This window comes from Streptococcus oralis, from assembly GCF_021497885.1.
In the GTDB taxonomy this organism is placed as follows: domain Bacteria; phylum Bacillota; class Bacilli; order Lactobacillales; family Streptococcaceae; genus Streptococcus; species Streptococcus oralis_BQ.
In genome coordinates this window covers 1,803,167-1,827,524 of the sequence record NZ_CP046523.1, presented here as the reverse complement: position 1 = coordinate 1,827,524, position 24,358 = coordinate 1,803,167, and the positions used below count along the sequence as shown (strand labels likewise).

26 protein-coding genes are annotated in these 24,358 nt (G+C 43.0%); 23 read left to right on the top strand and 3 right to left on the bottom strand.

Going from position 1 to position 24,358, the window contains the following annotated elements; translation table 11 throughout:
• Window positions 1-13 precede the first annotated feature (13 nt).
• The 5 genes from argH (at window position 14) to mnmG (ending at window position 5,784) form a co-directional block, all read left to right on the top strand.
• Window positions 14-1,405 carry an argininosuccinate lyase gene (gene argH / locus GOM48_RS09235; RefSeq protein ID WP_235097468.1) on the top strand — a complete coding sequence of 464 codons (1,392 nt, stop codon included), beginning with the start codon at window positions 14-16 and terminating at the stop codon, window positions 1,403-1,405.
• A gap of 319 nt (window positions 1,406-1,724) precedes the next feature.
• Window positions 1,725-2,846 carry a tRNA 2-thiouridine(34) synthase MnmA gene (gene mnmA, locus GOM48_RS09230; protein WP_001282944.1) on the top strand — a complete coding sequence of 374 codons (1,122 nt, stop codon included), beginning with the start codon at window positions 1,725-1,727 and terminating at the stop codon, window positions 2,844-2,846.
• Window positions 2,847-2,985: 139 nt separating this feature from the next.
• Window positions 2,986-3,441: an NUDIX hydrolase gene (locus GOM48_RS09225; RefSeq protein WP_235097465.1), complete on the top strand. Its 456-nt coding sequence runs from the start codon at window positions 2,986-2,988 to the stop codon at window positions 3,439-3,441.
• A gap of 8 nt (window positions 3,442-3,449) precedes the next feature.
• On the top strand, window positions 3,450-3,881 hold the full coding sequence (locus tag GOM48_RS09220; protein ID WP_235097464.1) for an NUDIX hydrolase: 432 nt from the start codon (window positions 3,450-3,452) through the stop codon (window positions 3,879-3,881).
• On the top strand, window positions 3,871-5,784 hold the full coding sequence (gene mnmG, locus GOM48_RS09215; protein WP_235097462.1) for a tRNA uridine-5-carboxymethylaminomethyl(34) synthesis enzyme MnmG: 1,914 nt from the start codon (window positions 3,871-3,873) through the stop codon (window positions 5,782-5,784). The genes GOM48_RS09220 and mnmG overlap by 11 nt, the downstream gene beginning before the upstream one ends.
• A gap of 37 nt (window positions 5,785-5,821) precedes the next feature.
• On the opposite strand, the gene rnjA is transcribed toward mnmG, so the two are convergent.
• On the bottom strand, window positions 5,822-7,504 hold the full coding sequence (gene rnjA, locus GOM48_RS09210; protein ID WP_000331971.1) for a ribonuclease J1: 1,683 nt from the start codon (window positions 7,502-7,504) through the stop codon (window positions 5,822-5,824).
• A 1-nt stretch (window position 7,505) separates the two neighbouring features.
• A complete protein-coding gene (locus GOM48_RS09205) occupies window positions 7,506-7,739 on the bottom strand; it encodes a DNA-dependent RNA polymerase subunit epsilon (RefSeq protein ID WP_000639587.1) in 234 nt (77 codons plus the stop codon).
• Window positions 7,740-8,029: 290 nt separating this feature from the next.
• Between GOM48_RS09205 and GOM48_RS09200 the strand changes: the two genes are divergently transcribed.
• From GOM48_RS09200 to GOM48_RS09130, 15 genes are all read left to right on the top strand, one after another.
• Complete coding sequence (locus GOM48_RS09200; RefSeq protein ID WP_084974586.1) at window positions 8,030-8,245, top strand: hypothetical protein; 216 nt, start codon at window positions 8,030-8,032, stop codon at window positions 8,243-8,245.
• Window positions 8,246-8,593: 348 nt separating this feature from the next.
• Window positions 8,594-9,277: a tRNA (adenosine(37)-N6)-threonylcarbamoyltransferase complex dimerization subunit type 1 TsaB gene (tsaB, locus tag GOM48_RS09195; protein WP_235097460.1), complete on the top strand. Its 684-nt coding sequence runs from the start codon at window positions 8,594-8,596 to the stop codon at window positions 9,275-9,277.
• Window positions 9,274-9,711, top strand: coding sequence for a ribosomal protein S18-alanine N-acetyltransferase (rimI, locus tag GOM48_RS09190; protein ID WP_084974582.1), 438 nt, complete (start codon window positions 9,274-9,276; stop codon window positions 9,709-9,711). Before tsaB ends, rimI begins: the two co-directional genes overlap by 4 nt.
• Window positions 9,701-10,711 carry a tRNA (adenosine(37)-N6)-threonylcarbamoyltransferase complex transferase subunit TsaD gene (gene tsaD, locus GOM48_RS09185; RefSeq protein ID WP_235097458.1) on the top strand — a complete coding sequence of 337 codons (1,011 nt, stop codon included), beginning with the start codon at window positions 9,701-9,703 and terminating at the stop codon, window positions 10,709-10,711. Before rimI ends, tsaD begins: the two co-directional genes overlap by 11 nt.
• 111 nt (window positions 10,712-10,822) lie before the next feature.
• Window positions 10,823-11,686, top strand: a complete 864-nt coding sequence (locus tag GOM48_RS09180; RefSeq protein ID WP_235097456.1) for an XRE/MutR family transcriptional regulator — start codon at window positions 10,823-10,825, stop codon at window positions 11,684-11,686.
• 282 nt (window positions 11,687-11,968) lie between these two features.
• The gene (locus tag GOM48_RS09175; protein WP_235098766.1) at window positions 11,969-12,178 is read left to right on the top strand and encodes a hypothetical protein; all 210 of its coding nucleotides are present in this window, start codon (window positions 11,969-11,971) and stop codon (window positions 12,176-12,178) included.
• An 18-nt stretch (window positions 12,179-12,196) separates the two neighbouring features.
• The gene (locus GOM48_RS09170) at window positions 12,197-12,871 is read left to right on the top strand and encodes a CPBP family intramembrane glutamic endopeptidase (RefSeq protein ID WP_235097453.1); all 675 of its coding nucleotides are present in this window, start codon (window positions 12,197-12,199) and stop codon (window positions 12,869-12,871) included.
• 180 nt (window positions 12,872-13,051) lie between these two features.
• Entirely contained in the window at window positions 13,052-13,657 is a 606-nt protein-coding gene (locus tag GOM48_RS09165) for a hypothetical protein (protein ID WP_235097451.1), read from the top strand.
• A gap of 143 nt (window positions 13,658-13,800) precedes the next feature.
• Entirely contained in the window at window positions 13,801-14,496 is a 696-nt protein-coding gene (locus GOM48_RS09160) for an AzlC family ABC transporter permease (RefSeq protein WP_235097449.1), read from the top strand.
• Entirely contained in the window at window positions 14,486-14,809 is a 324-nt protein-coding gene (locus GOM48_RS09155; RefSeq protein ID WP_235097447.1) for an AzlD domain-containing protein, read from the top strand. Before GOM48_RS09160 ends, GOM48_RS09155 begins: the two co-directional genes overlap by 11 nt.
• A 102-nt stretch (window positions 14,810-14,911) precedes the next feature.
• Window positions 14,912-15,757 carry an amino acid ABC transporter substrate-binding protein gene (locus GOM48_RS09150; RefSeq protein ID WP_235097445.1) on the top strand — a complete coding sequence of 282 codons (846 nt, stop codon included), beginning with the start codon at window positions 14,912-14,914 and terminating at the stop codon, window positions 15,755-15,757.
• Window positions 15,758-15,911: 154 nt separating this feature from the next.
• Window positions 15,912-16,766: a MetQ/NlpA family ABC transporter substrate-binding protein gene (locus GOM48_RS09145; protein WP_235097443.1), complete on the top strand. Its 855-nt coding sequence runs from the start codon at window positions 15,912-15,914 to the stop codon at window positions 16,764-16,766.
• A 118-nt stretch (window positions 16,767-16,884) separates the two neighbouring features.
• Complete coding sequence (locus GOM48_RS09140; protein WP_235097440.1) at window positions 16,885-18,258, top strand: M20 family metallopeptidase; 1,374 nt, start codon at window positions 16,885-16,887, stop codon at window positions 18,256-18,258.
• A complete protein-coding gene (locus GOM48_RS09135) occupies window positions 18,251-19,312 on the top strand; it encodes a methionine ABC transporter ATP-binding protein (protein WP_213988594.1) in 1,062 nt (353 codons plus the stop codon). The genes GOM48_RS09140 and GOM48_RS09135 overlap by 8 nt, the downstream gene beginning before the upstream one ends.
• A 1-nt stretch (window position 19,313) precedes the next feature.
• A complete protein-coding gene (locus GOM48_RS09130) occupies window positions 19,314-20,006 on the top strand; it encodes a methionine ABC transporter permease (RefSeq protein WP_000134267.1) in 693 nt (230 codons plus the stop codon).
• A gap of 28 nt (window positions 20,007-20,034) precedes the next feature.
• Here the strand turns inward: GOM48_RS09130 and GOM48_RS09125 are convergent, their stop codons facing one another.
• Window positions 20,035-20,604, bottom strand: coding sequence for an MptD family putative ECF transporter S component (locus tag GOM48_RS09125; RefSeq protein WP_235097438.1), 570 nt, complete (start codon window positions 20,602-20,604; stop codon window positions 20,035-20,037).
• 133 nt (window positions 20,605-20,737) lie between these two features.
• Here GOM48_RS09125 and GOM48_RS09120 point away from each other — a divergent pair, with 133 nt between their 5' ends.
• The 3 genes from GOM48_RS09120 to GOM48_RS09110 are packed head-to-tail and all read left to right on the top strand — an operon-like array spanning window position 20,738 to window position 24,299.
• Entirely contained in the window at window positions 20,738-21,352 is a 615-nt protein-coding gene (locus GOM48_RS09120; RefSeq protein ID WP_235097436.1) for a YesL family protein, read from the top strand.
• Window positions 21,330-23,000, top strand: a complete 1,671-nt coding sequence (locus GOM48_RS09115; protein WP_235097434.1) for a sensor histidine kinase — start codon at window positions 21,330-21,332, stop codon at window positions 22,998-23,000. Before GOM48_RS09120 ends, GOM48_RS09115 begins: the two co-directional genes overlap by 23 nt.
• Before the next feature lie 12 nt (window positions 23,001-23,012).
• A complete protein-coding gene (locus GOM48_RS09110; RefSeq protein ID WP_235097432.1) occupies window positions 23,013-24,299 on the top strand; it encodes a response regulator transcription factor in 1,287 nt (428 codons plus the stop codon).
• Window positions 24,300-24,358 lie beyond the last annotated feature (59 nt).

Genomic DNA, 24,358 nt, shown 5'->3' with positions numbered 1-24,358 from the left:
GGGACGACAAGATATGTCGAAAAATACAAAATTATGGGGTGGTCGATTTGAAGGCGCTGTGGAAGAGTGGGTAGAACAGTTCGGTGCGAGTATTTCCTTTGACCACCAGCTGGCAAAATTTGATTTGATGGGCTCCCTAGCTCATGTTCAAATGCTAGGACAGACTGGCATTTTAAGCTTGGAAGAGGCAGAGCAGATCCAAGATGGTCTGAAAGCTTTGTTGCGAGATTTAGAGACAGGAGAGCTTCATTTTGATATTGCAAATGAAGATATTCATATGAACATGGAAGTGTTGCTGACAGAGAAAATCGGTCCTCTGGCTGGAAAACTACACACGGCTCGTTCTCGGAATGACCAAGTCGCAACGGATATGCACTTATATCTAAAGGAGCAACTTGACCATGTCTTGGATAAGTTGGCGAATCTGAACAGTGTTTTGCTGGATTTGGCTGAAAAACATGTGGAAACCATTATGCCAGGCTATACCCATTTACAACACGCCCAACCGATTAGTTTTGCCCACCATCTCATGGCTTATTACAATATGTTTCAAAGGGACAGCGAACGTTTTGCATTTAACCTAAAACATACGGACCTATCTCCACTGGGTGCGGCTGCATTGGCGGGGACAACTTTTCCAATCGATCGTCAATTATCGAGTGATTTACTGGGCTTCCAACAACCCTATACCAATTCCTTGGATGCAGTGAGTGACCGTGATTTTATCTTGGAATTTCTATCAAATGCCAGCATTTTGATGATGCATATGAGTCGTTTTTGTGAGGAAATCATCAATTGGTGCAGTTTTGAGTATCAGTACATTAGCTTGTCTGATAGCTTTTCAACAGGTTCATCTATCATGCCCCAGAAGAAAAATCCTGATATGGCCGAATTGATTCGAGGGAAGACAGGACGGGTTTACGGGCACTTACTTGGACTATTGACCGTCATGAAATCTTTGCCTCTGGCTTACAATAAGGATTTGCAAGAGGACAAGGAAGGCATGTTTGATACAGTAGAAACGATTTTGAATTCTCTGGATGTGTTGGCAGGTATGCTATCGAGCATGCAGATTAATAAGGTCAAAATGCAGCAATCTACAGAGAATGATTTTTCGAATGCGACCGAACTGGCAGATTATTTGGCTGGAAAAGGCCTCCCCTTTAGAGAAGCGCATGAAATAGTAGGGAAATTGGTTCTAGACTCTATCAAGCATGGTAAAAACATCCAAGATTGGGACTTGAAGGAGTTGCAAGCCTACCATCCCTTGATTGAAGAGGATATTTATATCTACTTGCGTCCGGAGACTGCTGTTCAGAGACGGAATTCCTTAGGAGGAACCGGCTTTGAGCAAGTGAAATACCAGATAGAACAAGCGAAAAAAGAACTTAAAGGGGAAAATTGATTCATTTGCAAAGTAAGAAAGAGAGGCTGAGATGATTTATCAGCCTCTTTCTTGTCTTCTCCAACCAAGCGTGTTATAATGAATACTGCTCAAGCGACCTTCAATCGTTAAAGCACACACGACCTTCAATCGTGAATTAGTCATTTCGTTTATCTTTTATTACGTCGTTAACTCGTCTTGCCTAACTCAAGTTATGCCTGCGACTCGTTGCCTAGTCCTAAAAGCAAACGAAAAGACTATACTTAAAGAAATTCTATTGAAAGTCATAATGAATAGAATTTTGAAGGGTATGAATAAACGAATAGATGGGAGACTTACCATGAGTGATAACTCTAAAACACGTGTTGTCGTGGGGATGAGTGGTGGTGTTGATTCGTCGGTGACGGCTCTCTTGCTCAAGGAGCAGGGCTACGATGTGATCGGTATCTTCATGAAGAACTGGGACGACACAGATGAAAATGGCGTCTGTACGGCAACCGAAGATTACAAGGATGTGGCTGCGGTGGCAGACCAGATTGGCATTCCTTACTACTCTGTCAATTTTGAAAAAGAGTACTGGGACCGCGTTTTTGAGTATTTCCTAGCAGAATACCGTGCAGGACGCACGCCAAACCCAGATGTTATGTGCAACAAGGAAATCAAGTTCAAGGCCTTTTTGGACTATGCCATGACCTTGGGAGCAGACTATGTAGCGACGGGGCATTATGCTCGAGTGGCGCGTGATGAGGATGGCATCGTTCACATGCTTCGTGGCGTGGACAATGGCAAGGACCAGACCTATTTTCTCAGCCAGCTTTCGCAAGAACAACTCCAAAAAACTATGTTCCCGTTGGGACATTTGGAAAAGCCTGAAGTTCGCAGACTCGCAGAAGAAGCAGGACTTGCGACTGCTAAGAAGAAAGACTCGACAGGGATTTGTTTTATCGGAGAAAAGAACTTTAAAAACTTCCTCAGTAACTACCTGCCAGCTCAGCCTGGTCGCATGATGACTGTGGATGGACGCGATATGGGTGAGCATGCAGGTCTGATGTATTATACGATTGGTCAGCGTGGCGGACTTGGTATCGGTGGCCAACACGGAGGAGACAATGCGCCGTGGTTCGTTGTCGGAAAAGACCTAAGCAAGAATATCCTCTATGTCGGACAAGGTTTCTACCATGATTCGCTTATGTCAACCAGTCTAGAGGCCAGTCAAGTTCACTTTACTCGTGACATGCCAGAGGAATTTACGCTCGAATGTACAGCTAAATTCCGCTACCGTCAGCCTGACTCTAAGGTGACAGTACATGTCAAAGGAGATAAGGCAGAAGTTATCTTTGCGGAACCGCAACGCGCGATCACACCAGGACAGGCAGTTGTCTTTTACGATGGCGAAGAGTGTCTCGGTGGTGGTTTGATTGACAATGCTTATCGAGATGGACAAGTTTGTCAGTACATTTAGATTGACAAATTTTCTCAATTTGCTACAATAATAAAAGCAATAGAAATGATGGTCAAAGCTCATGGATGTTGCAGGCTTTTTGTCCTGCACTTCTTTGGAGTTTTGACTGTTTTTGTGTCGTTTAATGGAAAGGACAAAAATGACTCAACAAGACTTTCGGACAAAAGTGGAAAATACTGTTTTTGGTGTTCGGGCGACAGCCTTGATTCTCCAAAATGGCAAGCTCCTAGTCACCAAAGACAAGGGCAAGTATTACACTATTGGCGGTGCGATTCAAGTCAATGAAAGCACGGAAGACGCGGTAGTCCGTGAAGTGAGGGAAGAACTGGGTGTCAAAGCTCAAGCTGGGCAGCTAGCTTTCGTGGTTGAAAATCGTTTTGAACAGGACGGTGTTTCCTATCACAACATCGAATTTCATTATCTGGTGGACTTGCTTGAAGATGCTCCATTGACCATGCAGGAAGACGAAAAACCGCAGCCTTGTGAGTGGATTGACTTGGATGAACTCCAGAATATACAGCTAGTTCCAGCCTTTTTAAAAACAGCCCTACCAGATTGGGACAGCCAACTAAGACACATTCATCTTGAAGAATAGGAGAGAAAATGATGGTTAAGCTTATTGCCCATGTACTTATTCATAGTGGTGGTGATTATTTGCTCATTCAGCGTTCGGAAATTAAAAGAGGAGAACCCAACGTTTATCCAACTTACTGGGATATTCCTGGTGGCGGGGTTGAAAAGGGTGAACTTCCGCGAGATGGTGCTCTTAGAGAATGCATTGAAGAAGCGGGAGTTAGGCTAGATAGCAGTTCGCTCAAACTTCTTCACGAAGATAGTCAACTGGATGCCTCTAAGGATACGGTCTTTACTCGCTTAGTTTATAAAGCAGAGTGGGTTGGGGAGAAGCCAATTATCAGATTAGATCCTGAAGAGCATACACACTTTAAATGGGTTACTATGGCTCAAGCTCTAGAGGAGGAGAAGTTAGTTCCTTATTTGCGAGAAATTTTTGAAAGGTTAAGAAATGACTTATAATTTTACAGAAGAATACGATATTATTGTAATCGGTGCGGGACATGCTGGGGTCGAGGCTTCCTTGGCTGCCAGCCGTATGGGCTGTAAAGTCTTGCTTGCGACTATCAACATTGAAATGCTGGCTTTCATGCCTTGTAATCCCTCTATCGGTGGTTCTGCCAAGGGGATTGTCGTGCGTGAAGTCGACGCCCTTGGTGGTGAAATGGCCAAGAATATTGACAAGACCTACATCCAGATGAAGATGCTCAACACTGGGAAAGGTCCAGCTGTCCGTGCTCTTCGTGCGCAGGCTGACAAGGAGCTTTACTCTAAGGAAATGCGCAAGACAGTTGAAAATCAAGAGAATCTCACCCTTCGTCAGACCATGATTGATGAAATCTTGGTGGAAGATGGCAAGGTTGTCGGTGTTCGTACAGCGACCCATCAAGAATATGCTGCTAAGGCTGTTATCGTGACCACAGGAACTGCCCTCCGTGGGGAAATCATCATCGGAGACCTCAAGTACTCGTCTGGCCCTAATCACAGCCTAGCTTCGATTAACCTAGCTGATAATCTCAAGGAACTGGGCCTCGAAATCGGTCGTTTCAAGACAGGAACCCCTCCACGTGTCAAGGCTTCTTCTATCAATTACGATGTGACAGAAATCCAACCAGGAGACGAAGTGCCTAATCACTTCTCCTACACTTCACGTGATGAAGATTATGTCAAGGACCAAGTACCATGCTGGTTGACTTATACCAACGGTACCAGTCATGAGATTATCCAAAACAACCTTCACCGTGCGCCTATGTTTACAGGTGTGGTCAAGGGAGTGGGGCCTCGCTACTGTCCGTCAATTGAGGACAAGATTGTGCGCTTTGCGGATAAGGAACGTCACCAACTCTTCCTTGAGCCGGAAGGGCGCAATACAGAGGAAGTTTATGTTCAAGGTCTTTCAACTAGTCTGCCTGAGGATGTACAGCGTGAGTTGGTTCATTCTATCAAAGGGTTGGAAAATGCAGAGATGATGCGAACAGGTTATGCTATTGAGTATGATATGGTCTTGCCTCATCAGTTGCGTGCGACTTTGGAAACCAAGAAAATCTCAGGACTTTTCACAGCTGGTCAGACCAATGGTACATCAGGTTATGAAGAGGCAGCTGGTCAAGGGATTATCGCGGGTATCAATGCGGCTCTGAAAATCCAAGGCAAGCCTGAATTGATTTTGAAGCGCAGTGACGGTTATATCGGGGTGATGATTGATGACTTGGTGACCAAGGGAACCATTGAACCCTACCGTCTCTTGACCAGTCGTGCTGAATACCGTCTCATCCTCCGTCATGATAATGCCGATATGCGTTTGACCGAGATGGGTCGTGAGATTGGACTTGTGGATGATGAACGCTGGGCTCGTTTTGAAATCAAGAAAAATCAATTTGACAATGAGATGAAGCGTCTCGATAGCATCAAACTTAAGCCAGTCAAGGAAACCAATGCCAAGGTTGAGGAGATGGGCTTCAAGCCGTTGACAGATGCAGTGACAGCCAAGGAATTCCTTCGCCGTCCAGAAGTGTCTTACCAGGATGTGGTGGCCTTCATCGGGCCAGCTGCTGAGGACTTGGATGACAAGATTATCGAATTGATTGAAACAGAAATCAAGTATGAAGGCTATATTTCCAAAGCCATGGATCAGGTTGCCAAGATGAAACGCATGGAAGAAAAACGCATTCCAGCCAATATTGATTGGGATGACATTGATTCTATCGCAACAGAAGCTCGCCAGAAGTTCAAACTCATCAATCCAGAAACCATCGGCCAGGCCAGCCGTATTTCGGGAGTAAACCCAGCAGATATTTCTATTTTGATGGTGTATTTGGAAGGTAAAAATCGTAGTATTTCTAAAAATCAAGAAAAGAAAGCATAGAGAAAAACAGCCCCGAAGACGGGGCTGTTTTGTTGGTTTATTCTTCTTCATCTGGTGTGAGGATCATCGGGATGATGATCGGTTCACGTTCTGTATTTTCATAGAGGAAGGGGCGAATAGCGTTGACAATGGCGCCATTGACAGATTGCACGCTAGCGTCCTTGTTTTTCAGTGCGATACGAATTGCATTGAAGAGGATGCGCTGGCTTTGGCGAATCAAGTCACCAGATTCTCTCATGTAGACAAAGCCTCGGCTGAGGATATCAGGCCCAGACAAGATCATTTTAGACTTGAAGTCAACAGTAGCGACTGCTAGAACGACACCGTCTTCAGATAGATCACGACGATCTTTGAGGACAGCCGCACCGATTTCGCCGATACGATTTCCATCGACATAGATGTCTTGGGCATTGAAGTGACCTGCGATACGGGCTGAGTTAGCAGTAAGGGCAAGCACATCACCATTGCTCATGATAAAGATATTGTCCTTCTCGACACCCGTATCCACCGCTAGTCCAGCGTGGACTTTCTGCATACGGTATTCACCATGGACAGGCATGAAGTATTTGGGCTTGATCAAGCGGAGCATGAGTTTTTGCTCTTGCTGACCACCGTGTCCAGAGGTGTGGATATTGTTAATCTTACCGTGGATGACTTCGACACCAGCTTCTGAGATAATGTTAATCAACTTGTTGACGCTAGTGGTGTTTCCAGGGATTGGGCTAGAAGAGAAGATAACGGTATCACCGGGTTGGAGTTGCACCTGACGGTGGGTTCCGTTAGCGATACGAGAGAGGGCTGCCATCGGCTCGCCCTGGCTACCTGTACAGAGAATCAGAACCTCGCCTGCAGGGTAGTCTTTGATTTCATTTGGCTCAATAAAGGTTCCCTTAGGAGCTTTGATGTAGCCAAGCTCGATTCCGTTGACAATGGCCTTTTCCATCGAACGTCCAAAGACAGCAATCTTGCGTCCAGTCTTAACAGCGGCATCCGTTGCCTGCTGGAGACGGAAGATATTTGAGGCAAAGGATGCAAAGATGATGCGTCCTTCAATGCCTTGGATAATCTTCATGATGGACTGACCAACGACTTTTTCAGAGTTGGTAAAGGTTGGCACTTCTGCATTTGTCGAGTCAGAGAGAAGGCAGAGCACACCCTCTTCACCAAGGGCTGCCATCCGGTGCAAGTCTGCAGGTTCCCCAACTGGAGTAAAGTCAAACTTAAAGTCACCCGTACAGACGATTTTTCCTTGAGGAGTATGAATGACAATTCCCAAAGGCTCTGGAATAGAGTGGGTTGTTCTAAAGAAAGTTGCCTTGAGATTTTTAAAGGTCAACTCAGTGTTGTGGTTGATTTCGTAAAGTTTGGCGTTGCGCAAGAGACCGTGTTCTTCGAGTTTCCCACGGATCAAAGCCAAGGCAAGTGGTCCAGCGTAGATAGGGACATTTGCTTGCTTGAGCAGGAAAGGAATTCCACCGATGTGGTCCTCGTGTCCGTGTGTGATCAAGACAGCCTTGACGCGGTCGATATTGTCTACGATGTAAGAGTAGTCGGGGATAACGTAGTCGATACCCAGCAAGTCATCTTCCGGGAATTTAATCCCAGCATCGACGATGATAATCTCATCTTGGTATTCAATTCCGTATGTATTTTTCCCGATTTCTCCCAGACCACCGATGGCAAAAACGCCGACTTCTTCAGGTTTAAGAGTATAGGCCATATTAGAACTCCGTGATTTCGAAGGCGCCAGTTTCTTTTTCGTAATCTAGCAATTTGTCAGACAAGAGTTCGATATACTCGATATTGTACTCTGGGCGATTTTCTTCGACAAGTTGACGAGCAGCGATACGGCCCTCAAGTTCTGAGCTGGCATCGATGTCTAGGTAAAGTGAGCGTGTTGTTTCACGACGTGGGCTACGTTCTTTTGTTTCTTGATAAAAAACTTTGTAAATCATATAGTTCCTTTCTATTTTACAGGTCAGCTTATTCCAAACTTTTAGTAGAGATTTGCTTGATTTCATTCCATTTTGTGTCTAGATTGACCTTGATTCGTTACAATTATTTCAATTATACCACAAAATGAAAAATTAGTAAAAGACGGAAAATGAGAAAGTTGTGAGGGAAAGAGGGGCAAAAAGATAGATAGAATTTGGTTGGAGAGCACTTAGGTGTTATAATGGAAAGAGAAAGGGAAATTTATGGATGGGAACGTTCCCTATAGCTTTTAAAACAAGGAGGATTAAGGATGTTTAGTTTGTTTGAATTTGCGATTGGGGTTCGCCTCTTGATGTTTGTAGTCTTTGTAGCTTGTGTTTATGGAGGAAATCTTATTTTTACATATCTAGAGCACCGAAAAACAAAATTCCTTTGGAAGCTGACCTTTGTAATACTCTACTCTATATTTCTGCTTCTTGTCACCTATGTTGTCTGGTTTGTTTTTCACTTCGGTTTAAATGCTTAAACTTAATTATTCATCTAAATAAACAGATACGAAAAGTTCACCCCGTCTTGATAGAAGGGGCGGATTTTTCTATTTTTAGATGAGCTCTTTATTGTTACGATGATGATTTCTCGCATCGAAAACCGAGTTGAAGCATATATGACTTATCTAAACTTCCTATGAAGGACCTTTCAATTGCCTTGGTTACTTTTCTATTCGGAAAAGATAGAAAAATCTACAACTTTTTTAAAATTTTTGTGCCTTCCTCTTTGTTTAAGTGGCAGGCACTTTTGTTTGGAAATAAAGAAAATTCCCATGCGCTGGCTTTTGTAGTATAATAGTAAACAGACAAAAAGATAGGAATGTGTTATGAAAGTATTAGCTTTTGATACGTCCAGCAAGGCTCTTTCTCTAGCCATTTTAGAGGACAAGCAGGTTCTTGCCGAGATGACGATTAATATCAAGAAGAATCACAGTATTACCCTCATGCCAGCCATCGATTTTTTGATGGCAAGTTTGGATTGGACACCCAAGGATTTGGATCGAATCGTGGTAGCTGAAGGACCAGGTAGCTACACAGGTTTGCGAATCGCGGTAGCAACTGCCAAGACCTTGGCTCATACCCTGAACATTGAGTTAGTTGGCATGTCTAGCCTCTTGGCTCTGGTACCGCGCCAACAAGAAGGCTTATTTGTTCCCCTGATGGATGCACGTCGCAACAATGTTTACGCAGGATTTTATGAAAATGCCAAACCTGTCATGCAAGAAGCACACCTGTCCTTTGCGGAAGTGCTAGAGCAGGTCAAGAATGCTGAACAGGTAACCTTTGTCGGAGAAGTTGGCCCCTTTGTGGAGCAGATCCAAGAACAGCTACCACAAGCTAGTTACCAGGAAACCTTGCCAAATGCAGCTAATCTAGCTCTTTGGGCATGGGACAAGAAAGCAGACTCCTTGCACGATTTTGTACCAAACTATCTCAAGCGTGTAGAAGCTGAGGAAAACTGGCTCAAGAACCATACCGAGTCTGGTGAGTCTTACATTAAACGCCTATGATAGAAATCAAACGAATCCAACAGCAACCTGACCTGGCTCAAGCCATCTACGCTGTCATGGCAGATGTTTACCCAGTCAGTCCTTGGACGCTGGAACAAATCCAAGCAGACCTGTCCCAAGACCAAACTTGGTATGCTCTGGCTTATGATGGGACAGAAGTGATTGGCTTTCTAGCCGTTCAGGAGAATCTCTTTGAGGCAGAAATCCTGCAAATCGCTGTCAAAGGAGCCTATCAGGGTCATGGAATTGCATCAGCCTTGTTTGCAACATTGCCGACAGATAAGGAAATTTTCCTTGAAGTCAGAAAGTCAAATCATCGAGCGCAAGCATTTTACAAGAAAGAAAAGATGGCGGTCATCGCTGAGCGAAAGTCCTATTACCATGACCCAGTCGAGGACGCCATCATCATGAAGAGAGAAATAGATGAAGGATAGATATATTTTAGCATTTGAAACATCTTGTGATGAGACCAGTGTTGCCGTCTTAAAAAACGACGACCAGCTCTTGTCCAATGTCATTGCTAGTCAAATTGAGAGTCACAAACGCTTTGGGGGCGTGGTGCCAGAAGTTGCCAGTCGTCACCATGTCGAGATCATTACAGCCTGTATCGAGGAGGCTCTAGTAGAAGCAGGAATTACCGAAGAGGACGTTACAGCTGTTGCGGTTACCTATGGACCTGGATTGGTTGGAGCTCTGCTAGTTGGTTTGTCAGCTGCCAAGGCCTTTGCTTGGGCGCATGGTCTACCACTTATCCCCGTTAACCACATGGCTGGCCACCTCATGGCGGCTCAGAGTGTGGAGCCTTTGGAGTTTCCTTTGTTGGCCCTCTTGGTCAGCGGTGGCCACACAGAGTTGGTCTATGTTTCTGAGGCTGGCGATTACAAGATTGTTGGGGAGACACGAGATGATGCGGTTGGGGAGGCTTATGACAAGGTCGGTCGTGTCATGGGCTTGACCTATCCTGCAGGTCGCGAGATTGATGAGTTGGCTCATCAGGGGCAGGATATTTATGATTTCCCTCGTGCCATGATTAAGGAGGACAATCTAGAGTTTTCATTCTCAGGTTTGAAGTCTGCCTTTATCAATCTCCATCATAATGCTGAGCAAAAGGGAGAAAGCCTGTCTACAGAGGATTTGTGTGCATCCTTCCAAGCAGCAGTCATGGATATTCTTATGGCCAAAACCAAGAAAGCTTTGGAGAAATATCCTGTTAAAACCCTAGTCGTGGCCGGTGGCGTGGCTGCCAATAAAGGTCTCAGAGAACGCTTGGCAGCTGAAATCACAGATGTCAAGGTCATTATCCCTCCTCTGCGCCTATGTGGAGACAATGCAGGCATGATTGCCTATGCCAGCGTCAGCGAGTGGAACAAAGAAAACTTTGCAGGCTTGGATCTCAATGCCAAACCGAGTCTCGCTTTTGATACCATAGAATAAAGAGTCAGCTTTGAGCTGGCTTTTTTGCTAAAATATTTTATAATATGATAAAAAAAGTAAAATTTTTTACGAATAGAATAGTAAAGGGAATCTTTAAAAGGGAGTTTAGCCATGATTGAAAAACAGGAATTGGGAGAATTTTACAAGGAATTACGCTTGGCGCGAAAACTCAAGCAGTCAGATGTAGCTTGTGATGGACTGACAGCATCCCAGCTATCCAAGTTTGAACTAGGACAGTCTATGCTGTCTGCGGATAAGCTGATCCTAGCTATCCAAGGGATAAATGTGACCTTTGATGAGTTTGGGCACAAGCTTAATAACTACCAAGAATCTCCCCATATGCGATTTGGTCGAAAGGTTGTGGATCGCTTTGCCCATCAAGATATAGCGGGTTTAGAGCAACTATTAGAGAAGGTCGAGCAGGAACAGATAGCGCAGACCTATCGTCGTTTGAATGCTATTGTGATTAAAAACGCTATCCATTCTCTGGATAAAAACTATCTGCTAGAAGAGGAGGATAGCGAGTTTTTGACTAGCTACCTCTATGCTATCGAGTCTTGGACCTGGTTTGAACTCTATCTTTTTTGCAATACCATGCCCTTCTTGAGTAATCAAGATCTGATCTTTTTATCAACCTCCTTACTCGAAAAATCCAAGGAATTTAAAGAATTGGCACACAATAGACTGTATATGAAAAGTGGCTATCTGAATATCATATCAGAGCTCATAGAGCGTAAGCTTTTCTCTTACATCCCAATCTTTGAGTCCGAGTTGGAGAGCATGCTTCGTCCGTATGATGTTTTTGAGAAATTATTGTGGCAATTTTTAAAGAAGATGAGTGTTTTCCTTCAAACTAAGGGAAGCAATCAAAAAGAGATTGAACACTTTATCCAATCTCTGCAAATATTAGAAAATCCACAATTAACAGCCCTTTTTGAACTACGCTTACAGCAATATAAAGAACTTATCGATTAGCTAAAGATGGGAAATGATAATAATATCAGCAACGATTGTCAATAATGCTATGATTTGTTTCTTCATTTCATGTCCTCCTACATAATGGTAACTATATTATATCAGTGAAATAATCAAATCAATCAAAATCGCAAATGTGAAATTTCCATGAGAAAAAATATCAAATATGCGATTTTCTAAAATAAGCCAATTTTCGTGTTACACTGTTCTTGTAAGACATTTGAAGCAAATCCTAGGTCGCAGAAGTGGTTTACAAATAACATAATTGAAGGAGTGTAAATGATGTTGAATTTACAATTTGCAGAAACAATGGAACTAACAGAAGTGGAGTTAGAGGCAGTTTACGGAGGAAGCCTTGTGGTTAACCCAGGCAATGGTGGTGGAATTGCTTTACCGATTTGGGGAGGCGGAGGTATTGGACCAAGCCCTTACGGAGCTTTTGATTGGATGAAAGGACTCTGGGCAGGTTTGGCTGAAAGAAGACGTAAATAAAACTTAAAAGGATCAACTATGAAAGGGAAAGAAACGAAATTTTATCTAGGGACCATTTTGGTGCTTGTGTCCTATTACTTGATTTTTAATCTTGTAGCAAAATTAGACTCAGTGAGCCAGTTATCTGATTTGGGATTTTATGGGATTCAAATTTTATTGATAGTAATTGAGGGAATTGTTGCTACTGTGGTTCTTGTAAAGAGTCAACGTTGGAAAGAGTACGGTCGATTCGAGTTTCGTTGGTCCTATCTGGGTATCTTCTTTCTTTCCTTTCTATTGATGTTTTTGTGGGTAAATATAACGACTCGGATCTTTCCCAGCACGCAAAATGGGAGTGCAATAGTGAAAGAAGCAGCTAATTTGACAGGAATTAGTTACTTTATAACGCGCATTTTATACGGTAGTCTCATTGCTCCTATAGTTGAAGAGTTGGTTTTTCGGGGGCTTCTGATGACATCCCTAACTAAATTTAAAAAATACTATGTTGACATAATTGTCTCCTCGACTCTATTCAGTCTTATCCATGTTTTGCAATATGGATGGGTGATAACAGACTTCATCATTTATGCAGGAGCAGGTCTGCTACTCTGTATGCTCTTTCGTTATACACGTTCAATTTATTGGTCAATGGCACTCCACATCTTGTGGAATAGCTTTTTAATTATCGTGAGTTTATTGGTGTTTGGGTATTAGGATTGGCAGAATTTTTTACATCACATAGATAAGGCTGGCTGCCCAGTCTTTTTCTTATTATGACGGTTTGTTACTGACTCTTGCTCAATTTAAAACAAAAAGAAGCATTTTTAAAATCAATCACGGAATCCGATTCTATCAAAGTTTGTCAGTCTGAGAGTTTTTTAGTATAGTAGAAATATGAAATTTACAAAAATAATCAGTAGTCTGCTTGCTCTTGGAGCTTTACTCATGCTTTTATCAGCTTGCCAGAATATCAAAAAGACACAACTGGTCTTGTTTGAATCCCTTTCATTCGGCATGTCTCCTAAATCCTTTGAAGAAGTATTTGGAGAGGCTAGCGAAGTGGAGGAGGAAACAGAAATGGCCTATCGCGATACTTGGCGTGCTGAAGACCCTTATTTCTATAAAACAGGGCGTCTTTTCTATGATTACGAAAATATTGCTTTGAATGGTTATACAGGTCGAGCAAGATTCACATTTTCAAAATCACATCGCTTGGAAAAAGCGACAGTTCATATTCCTGTAGCTTCAAAAGGGGAGCAATATGTAGTGCTCAACAATCTATCCCAGACTATAAAAAAAGAAATTGAAGCTCTTCCAAATGTTCAATCTGTAACTACCGAGACGGTAGGACTATACGATGACGGCTATCGCTATAAAGTCAAGTTGAAAGGACAAAGGAGAGAATTTTGGATCGATGTTTATCCGACAGAAGATGAAGATGCTAAAGAAATTGAAGATAAAAAGTATACTATTCGGGTGGATCAGTTTAGGATGCATTAATAACACTCATGGGATTTCAGCATTTTTTGCTAGCTACTAGTTTCAAACTCTAAACTTTTTTCTCTTCTTTTAATGTGTTATAATAGTCCTTGCTGTGGCTGTGACCTTGAACAGCCTCAATCGAAGAGAATAAGAGGAGAAAGATGAAAGAAAAAGGATTTTGGGAAGGTGTACAGGCTGCCATGCCGACTGCCCTTGGCTATGTCAGCATTGGTCTGGCTTGCGGGATTATCGGTGCACCTTATGTGACACCTGTTGAGATGGGCTTGATGAGCTTCTTTGTTTATGCTGGGAGCGCCCAGTTTGCCATGTTGGCATTGATTGCAGTACAAGCGCCTGTAGCAGCTATTGCTATGACGGTCTTTTTGATCAACTTGCGACTCTTTTTGCTGAGCTTGCATGCGTCGACTTATTTCCGTCATACTAGTCTCTGGCAAAATATCGGTATGTCCAGTCTCCTGACAGATGAGACCTATGGGGTTTTGATGGGAGAATTAGCCCATACAGATAAGGTTCATCCCATGTGGATGCACGGGAACAATCTCAATAGTTATGTAGCCTGGTTTATTGGGACAGTTGCGGGGACAGCTTTAGGTGCCCTTCTTCCAAATCCTGAGGTCTTTGGATTAGACTTTGCCCTTGTTGGGATGTTTATCGGGATTTTTACTTCGCAATTTCAGATTATGCAAAGACGGGTCCCTGTCCGCAATCTGCTGCTGATCCTAGCAGTTGTTGCGGTGTCTTTCTTTTTGCTCTTGACGGTGGTGACTCAGTCGCTAGCTGTTCTGTTTGCGACCTTGCTAGGTTGTACCATGGGGGTGGTCTTAGATGGTCAGTAAGTATATATTAATGGCAATCGTCTTTTCTGGATTGGTGACTTGGATTCCCCGTATGATTCCTTTCATCTTGGTTAAGTACAAGGGGTTGCCAGCTATCGTTGAGCAGTTTTTGAAGTTCTTACCTGTTTCCATTATCTTTGCCTTGATCCTTTCAAGCGTAGTGACCGGCAAGGTTGGGAGCCTTCCCCAAATCAAATGGCTGGACTTTTTAGCAGTCTTTCCAACGGCATTGGTAGCCTTCCGCTACCGCAATCTAGTGGGTACGGTTCTTTTTGGAGTAGTCCTGATTGCAGTCTTGCGTCTGGTCTTTTAGTCAGCCATAAAAAAAACCTATCACCGAGATAGGTATCATATAATGGCGAAAAAAATTTTTTTCTGTTAAGATAGTACAGTATTCTATTTTGGAGGAAATGACATGAAAAAAATCGTCAAATATTCATCTCTTGCTGCTCTAGGACTTGTTGCCGCAGGTGTACTAGCAGCTTGCTCAGGTGGAGATAAGAAAGATAGCGCATCTAGCGAAGCAGCAACATCTGCTAAGAAGGAAATTGTCGTAGCGACCAACGCTTCACCAAAACCATTTAACTACGAAGAAAATGGCGAGTTGACTGGTTATGAGATTGAAGTAGTCCGTGCTATCTTTAAAGACTCTGACAAGTACGATGTTAAGTTTGAGAAGACAGAGTGGTCAGGTGTCTTTGCAGGTCTTGACGCTGATCGCTACCAAATGGCTGTGAACAACATCAGCTATACCAAAGAACGTGCTGAAAAATACCTTTACGCAGCTCCAACTGCTAAAAACCCTAACGTTCTCGTTGTGAAGAAGGACGACAACAGTATTAAGTCTCTCGATGATATTGGTGGAAAATCTACTGAAGTCGTTCAAGGAACAACAACAGCTAAACAACTGGAAGACTATAACAAACAACACGCAGACAACCCAACGGTTCTTAACTACACCAAGGCTGATTTCCAACAAATCATGTCTCGTTTGAGCGATGGTCAATTTGACTACAAGATTTTTGATAAAATCGGTGTTGAAACAGTTATCAAAAACCAAGGTTTGGACAACTTGAAAGTGATTGAGCTTCCAAGCGACCAACAACCTTACGTATACCCACTTCTTGCTAAAGGTCAAGATGAGTTGAAATCATTTGTAGACAAACGTATCCAAGAACTCTACAAAGATGGAACTCTTGAAAAATTGTCTAAACAATTCTTCGGAGACACTTACCTTCCAGCAGAAGCTGACATTAAATAGTCTTATGAAATCATTCAGTCTGAGAAAGGCGGATGATTTTCTAATTTTTAGACATATAGTTTTAAACTATATGTCTGCCTATCTAATAACAATTTGCGAAATCAAATAAAGTATGAGATACTATTACAGTATTATTTTTAAAGGAGATGGAATCATGAAAATCAAAAAATGGCTCGGTGTAGTAGCTATCGCTACAGTCGCAGGTTTGGCTCTTGCAGCTTGCGGAAATTCAGAAAAGAAAGCGGACAATGAAACAGTTGTTAAAATCGCAACAGTTAACCGCAGTGGTTCTGAAGAAAAACGTTGGGATAAAATCCAAGAATTGGTTAAAAAAGATGGTATTAAATTGGAATTCACAGAGTTCACTGACTACTCTCAACCAAACAAGGCAACTGCTGATGGCGAAGTAGACTTGAATGCCTTCCAACACTACAACTTCTTGAACAACTGGAACAAAGAAAACGGGAAAGACCTTGTAGCGATTGCAGATACCTACATCTCACCAATCCGCCTTTACTCAGGTAAAAATGGAGAAGAAAACAAGTACACGAAGGTGGAAGAAATCCCAGATAAGGGTGAAATTGCTGTACCAAACGATGCAACAAACGAAAGCCGCGCGCTTTACTTGCTTCAATCAGCTGGTTTGATTAAATTGGACGTTTCTGGAACTGAACTTGCTACTATCGCAAACATCAAAGAAAATCCAAAGAATTTGAAAATCACTGAATTGGACGCTAGCCAAACCGCTCGTTCATTGTCATCAGTTGACGCTGCCGTCGTAAACAATACCTTCGTTACAGAAGCAAAATTGGACTACAAGAAAGCACTCTTCAAAGAACAAGCTGACGAAAACTCAAAACAATGGTACAACATCATCGTTGCGAAAAAAGATTGGGAGTCATCACCTAAAGCGGATGCCATCAAGAAAATTATTGCAGCTTACCACACTGATGAAGTGAAAAAAGTTATCGAAGAAACATCAGACGGTTTGGACCAACCAGTTTGGTAATAAGACACAGGGAGGTGGGAGAGAGTTTCCACCTCTTGCTTTTGTATAGAGAGTTGATTTTAAAGAAGCACTTGCAGTCGTTCCAAGGACGCAAGTACGTAGTAGAAAGAGAGAGAAAATGGTTTTTCCTAGCGAACAAGAGCAGATTGAAAAATTTGAAAAGGATCATGTGGCCCAGCATTATTTTGAAGTTTTGCGTACCTTGATTTCCAAGAAATCAGTCTTTGCTCAGCAGGTTGGACTCAAGGAAGTCGCAAACTATCTGGGTGAGATTTTCAAACGTGTTGGGGCTGAAGTGGAGATTGATGAGACTTACACGGCTCCCTTTGTCATGGCGCATTTCAAGAGTTCGCGTCCAGATGCCAAGACCTTGATCTTCTATAATCACTATGACACCGTGCCAGCGGATGGCGACCAGTTGTGGACAGAGGATCCTTTTACCCTTTCTGTGCGAAATGGCTTTATGTATGGACGTGGGGTTGACGACGACAAAGGCCACATCACAGCTCGTTTGAGTGCTTTGAGAAAGTATATGCAGCACCATGATGACCTGCCTGTCAATATCAGCTTTATCATGGAAGGGGCAGAGGAATCTGCTTCCATGGATCTAGATAAGTATTTAGAGAAACACGCAGACAAACTGCGTGGGGCGGACTTGCTAGTCTGGGAACAAGGGACCAAGAACGCCTTGGAACAGCTGGAAATCTCTGGCGGAAACAAGGGGATTGTGACCTTTGATGCTAAGGTGAAAAGTGCGGATGTGGATATCCACTCGAGTTATGGTGGTGTCGTGGAATCAGCTCCATGGTATCTTATCCAGGCCTTAAGTAGTCTACGTGCAGCAGATGGCCGAATCCTAGTAGAAGGCTTGTACGAGGATGTTCAAGAGCCAAATGAACGAGAACTAGCCTTGGTAGATACCTATGCCCAACGCAATCCTGAGGAAATTAGTCGCATTTATGGCTTGGAATTGCCTCTCTTACAAGAGGACCGCGCAGCCTTTCTAAAACGTTTCTTTTTCGAGCCAGCCCTTAATATCGAAGGGATTCAGTCAGGTTATCAAGGGCAAGGGGTTAAAACGATTTTGCCAGCAGAAGCTAGTGCTAAGCTAGAGGTTCGTTTGGTTCCTGGCCTAGAACCGCATGATGTTCTGGAAAAAATTCGGAAACAGCTAGACAAAAATGGCTTTGATAAGGTAGAATTATACTATACCTTGGGAGAGATGAGCTATCGAAGCGATATGAGTGCGCCAGCCATTCTCAATGTGATCGAGTTGGCCAAGAAATTCTATCCACAGGGCGTATCAGTCTTGCCAACAACAGCGGGAACAGGACCGATGCATACGGTCTTTGACGCCCTGGAAGTGCCAATGGTGGCTTTCGGTCTAGGAAATGCCAATAGCCGAGACCACGGTGGAGATGAAAACGTGCGAATCGCCGATTACTACACCCATATTGAATTAGTAGAGGAGCTGATTAGAAGCTATGAGTAGAGATATTATCAAGTTAGATCAGATTGATGTGACTTTTCACCAGAAGAAGAGAACCATCACAGCGGTCAAGGATGTGACTATTCACATTCAAGAAGGGGATATCTACGGAATCGTTGGATATTCTGGAGCAGGGAAATCAACCCTTGTACGGGTGATTAACCTCTTGCAAAAACCATCTGCTGGGAAAATTACCATTGATAACGACGTCATTTTTGATGGCAAAGTGACCTTGACGGCCGAGCAGTTGCGTCGTAAGCGTCAAGACATTGGAATGATTTTCCAGCATTTCAACCTGATGAGTCAAAAGACAGCAGAGGAAAATGTAGCCTTTGCCCTCAAACACTCTGGACTCAGCAAGGAAGAAAAGAAAGCCAAAGTAGCCAAGTTGTTGGACTTGGTTGGTTTGGCAGATCGTGCTGAAAACTACCCTTCACAGCTATCAGGAGGGCAAAAACAGCGTGTGGCCATTGCGCGTGCCTTGGCCAATGATCCAAAAATCTTGATTTCAGACGAGTCAACTTCTGCCCTTGATCCTAAGACAACCAAGCAGATTTTGGCCTTATTGCAAGATTTGAACCAAAAATTAGGCTTGACTGTTGTCTTGATTACGCATGAAATGCAGATTGTCAAAGATATTGCCAACCGTGTGGCAGTTATGCAGGATGGGCATTTGATTGAAGAGGGCAGTGTCCTTGAAATCTTCTCAGACCCTAAACAACCTTTGACTCAGGACTTTATCTCAACTGCGACAGGTATTGATGAAGCCATGGTTAAGATTGAGAAGCAAGAAATCGTAGAACATTTATCTGAGAACAGTATTTTAGTGCAGCTCAAGTATGCAGGGGCTTCGACAGACGAACCACTTTTGAATGAATTGTACAAGCGTTACCAAGTAACGGCCAATATCCTCTATGGGAATATCGAAATTCTCGATGGCACTCCCGTTGGAGAATTGGTTGTGGTCTTGTCAGGAGAAAAAGCAGCGCTAGCAGGTGCTCAAGAGGCTATCCGTCAGGCTGGTGTGCAGTTAAAAGTATTGAAGGGAGGACAGTAAGATGACAGAGTTTATTCAAACTTACTTACCAAATGTCTACAAGATGGGCTGGGCTGGTCAAGCTGGCTGGGGAACGGCTATCTATCTAACTCTTTATATGACGGTTCTTTCCTTCATCATTGGAGGGTTCTTGGGGCTAGTGGCAGGTCTCTTCCTTGTCTTGACAGCGCCAGGTGGTGTCTTGGAAAATAAGGTTGTCTTCTGGATTTTAGACAAGATTACCTCTATTTTCCGTGCGGTTCCTTTCATCATCCTCTTGGCGATCTTGTCTCCACTTTCTCACTTGATTGTCAAGACTAGTATTGGGCCAAATGCAGCCCTTGTGCCACTTTCTTTTGCAGTCTTTGCCTTCTTTGCCCGTCAGGTGCAGGTTGTCTTGGCTGAGCTGGATGGCGGTGTCATTGAGGCGGCGCAGGCTAGTGGAGCGACATTCTGGGACATCGTGGGTGTTTACCTATCCGAAGGTCTTCCAGATTTGATTCGTGTGACGACTGTGACCTTGATTTCCCTTGTTGGGGAAACAGCTATGGCCGGTGCGGTCGGAGCTGGCGGTATTGGTAATGTAGCCATTGCCTATGGATTTAACCGTTTCAATCACGATGTGACAGTTTTAGCAACCATCATTATCATCTTGATTATCTTCACGATCCAGTTCTTAGGAGATTTCTTGACCAAGAAATTAAGTCATAAATAAAAAGAGCCGAAGAGCTCTTTTTTAGTGATTAGATTTTGTGTGCAAACTTTTTACGAATAGCTTGCCCAAGCAAGGCACCAATTAAGGCACAAAGGAGGATGCTTGAAACAAAGAGAAGGATTTTGTCCCACTCTGGAGCGACCATGATACGGTCAATGTATTCTTGGGATTTTCCACGCGCGAGTAAGGTAGCCACGTAAGCTTTGGGACGGATCCACATGAGGAAGATAGGGCCACTTGTACTAAAAGCAAAGACGAGGAAGGAGAGAAGATTTTTAATCTTATCCTGATAGTTGCCGAGGCGAGCGATAGCATCTGCTGCAAGACCACAGGCGAGTCCTGGTAGAAAAGCGCCAGCGCCGTGTTTACTAGCTAGAAAAAAGAGAGCCATAAAGAGTCCGAGAGTGGTAATCGCTCCAAAACGAGGAACCTTTGCCAAAAGAAGCATGTAGACACTGCCACCGACAAGGGCAGAAAAGGCAGGCGCGTAGAACATATTGCCCGTTGAATCGACCAAGTGTCCAAGTACTACTCCGATTCCTAGACAGAGGAAGTAGAGGACGACGGCTAAGAGGGTAGTTAAGATATTTTTCTTCATGAGAATCTCCTTATATAAAACTGTCAAAATCAATTGTATCACGCTTTTAGAGGATTGTAAATGGGAGCTCTATGTTTTTGAAAACGTTTGAAATATGATATAATAGTCACATAGTTGTTTTAAGGAGGATATTATGGGAAAGTTTCTAGAATTCGTCTTTAATCGTTTCTTTTTAGGAATGATTGCGACGGCTTTTTTCTGGTTATTAACACTAGCAGGAGGTGTGGTCTTTGGTTTGGCACCAGCTAGTGCAACTCTTATTAGTTTATATGCGGAGCACGGTTATACTTATCGAGCTTATAGTTTGAAAGAAGCTTGGGAATTGTATAAGAGTAGCTTTGTCAAGAGTAACCTAGCTTTCTATAGTTTTGTACTTGTAGATCTAGTCTTAGTCTATGGTTTGTACCTTTTGGTTCAATTGCCTCATCAGACTATCTTCCATCTCTTGGCAACCTTTCTCAATATCCTTGTTGTTGCCTTTGTTTTTTTGGCTTATACCGTTTCATTGAAACTCCAAGTTCACTATGAGCTCTCTTATCGAAATACTGTAAAACTCGCTCTTATCGGAATTTTTATGAATTTGCCGGCAATTGCCAAGGTTTTATTTGGTACGGTCATGCTTGTAGGAATTGGTTACTATATGCCCGCCTTGCTTTCCTTCGTAGGAATTGGGATGTGGCATTTCTTTATCAGTGATATGTTGGAACCTGTATATGAAAGTATCCATGAAAAATTGGCGACAAAATAAAATGAAGCCGTTCTGGCTCCACTCGCTCTTGCGCATCTATACCTTGGTGATGATTGTGATCATTGCAAGTTTTGCGGTCATGCTCTCCTATGCTGACTGGAGTTCCCGTGAAAAAGAAGCCCAGCGAGTAGCTCAACGTGTAACGACTCGAACAGTGAGTGAGATTGAATATTACCACAGGGAGTCGACTCAGCTAGCGCAGGAACTGGTTGAAAATCGAGCACGGATTGAAGGGATTTACAAGTATTTTAGTCTGAGTACATCGGATTATTTTTACTGGCTGTTGCAACGTAAAGCGTCTCCCTATGTCTCAGTATCCTTGTATGAAAACATTGATGATTTGTATGTAAGAAATGACTTTGTGACAGGTGTTGCAATTGTTTTGCAAGACTACAAGGAAGTCTACGTTTCTACTAGAGAGAAACGTAGCGGGGAGAAAATTCCAGCAGAAAATTTCAAACCAGCAGCCAATAGTTTTGCCATACCAGTACTTGATCCTAACTCCGATCAGTCTCTAGGTGTTATCTACATTTCTTTATCGCAGGATGTACTTTACCAAGCAATTGATAATACTCGCGGTCTGATTCCTGTGGCCGTGACGATCACCTCCCCTTTTGATACTGAATTGTTTCATATAGGGGAAAATGTAGTAGCTGAACGCGAAAATTGGATTGTTGGTTTGACATCACATGGCTATCAAGTCCAATCAGCAGTTCCTAAGGATTTTGTTCTTACTGGGACTTTAACTAGTTCCGCTGTCATTGTTGGTTTGAGTGGTCTCTTTATTATTATTTTATATGTGACCTTGAGGCAGACCTTCTCCAATTACCAAAAGCAGGTTGTGGACTTGGTAGAGTCTATCGAGGTTATTGCCCAAGGAGAAGAGGGACTTCGGATCGATACTTCTGAAAAAGATCAAGAATTGCTGCTCATTGCAGAAACCACTAATGATATGTTGGATCGTCTGGAAAAAAATATCCATGATATCTATCAGCTAGAGCTCAGTCAGAAAGATGCCAATATGCGGGCCTTACAAGCTCAAATCAATCCTCACTTTATGTACAATACCTTAGAGTTTCTGCGCATGTATGCCGTCATGGAAAGCCAAGATGAACTGGCGGATATTATCTATGAATTTAGCAGTTTACTACGCAATAATATCTCCGATGAGCGGGAAACGACGCTGAAGCAAGAATTAGAATTTTGTCGCAAATACAGCTATCTCTGTATGGTACGTTATCCAAAGTCAGTTGCCTATGGTTTTAAGATCGCACCCGAATTAGAAAATATGAAGATTCCCAAGTTTACGCTCCAACCATTGGTCGAAAACTACTTTGCCCACGGTATTGACCACCGTCGAACAGATAATGTCATCAGCATCAAGGTCTTGAAGGGCCAAGGTTTTGTTGAAATCCTAGTGGTAGACAATGGTCGCGGGATGACTGCTGAGAAACTAGCTAGCTTGCAAGAAAAACTAACTCAGAGAAGTTTTGAGCACGAGGCAAGCTATAGCGGAGAGCGACAATCAATTGGAATAGTCAATGTACACGAACGCTTTGTTCTCTATTTTGGGGATCGCTACCAAATCAGTGTCGAGTCAGCTGAGCAAGAAGGTGTTCGTTACCGTATTACTATTCAAAATGAATAGAAAGGAAGGGAAATGTATAAAGTTTTATTAGTAGACGACGAGTATATGGTGACAGAGGGGCTCAAGCGATTAATCCCCTTTGAAAAATGGGATATGCAAGTCGTCGCAACAGCCAATCATGCTGATGATGCTTTAGACTATGTCAAGGAAAATCCAGTAGATGTGATCATTTCCGATGTCAATATGCCAGATAAGACAGGGCTTGAGATGATTAAGGAAATGAAGGAGCTGCTTCCAGATACCTATTATATCTTGCTGTCAGGTTATCAGGAATTTGACTATGTCAAGAAAGCAATGAACCTGAGTGTCGTGGATTATCTGGTGAAGCCAGTGGATAAGGTTGAGTTGAGTCATTTATTAGAAAAAATTGCGAGCCAACTTCAGGAAAAAGTGGAGCAGAGCCAGACTCTCAGCCAAGAATTGGATGAAGAAGGCTTTGTCAACTTCTTAGCAGGTAAAGACAACTGGTGGATAGGTCTTTCCAAGGAAAAGCAGGGCTCCTTCACTATTCCTTACTATGTTTTAGGTCAAGACTGGCAGATTTTTATCTCTGATCAACCACTAGATGGAATCGTAGTGACGCCTTTTGTAGCGCCCTACCAACAAGCCTTTGAAAAATGGAAGATCAACGCAGAAAAAGCTCTCTTTTACGGTTCTGTCAATCTAGAAAAATCCGAGAGTCTATTTGCTTATTATGAACCGATTTATCGCGTGATTATCCAAGGAAATATCAATCAAATCATCGAAGAATTAACCCTGCTGGAGAAGGTTGTCTTAGAGAACACACCGCGCGTGGCTATCACCAAACAGCTCTTCACCCAGTTTGTCATGGATGTCTTCCACTTGTTTGAGCACTTAAAAGCGGATGATATGACCGAGATTGTCAAAGCTATCCATGCCATTAACACCTTTGAAGAATTGGTTGCCTATATCAAAGAAACCTTGACCAAGTTCTTTGGCCAGTACCGCATGAATGAAAATGTGGTGAGTGTTCTGGAGGTGATTGGGCGTGATTATCAGAAAGAGCTCTCACTTAAGGATATCAGCAAGGATCTCTTTATTAATCCTGTCTATCTCGGTCAGCTGATCAAGCGAGAAACCAACTCAACCTTCGCAGAACTGCTCAACAAACAGCGCATCAAGGCGGCGCAACAGCTCTTGCTTTCAACCAATGATAGTATTGAAGATGTTTGCTATGCTGTTGGTTACAGCAATGTTGGATATTTCTACAAGGTTTTCCGTAAATTGTGCGGAAAATCACCAAAAGCTTACCGCAAACAAGTCGAAAGTTCCCTGTAAAACTTGTATTTACGTGCAAAAAATGCTATAATGTCCAAAATACCTTAAGGAGGAAAAAT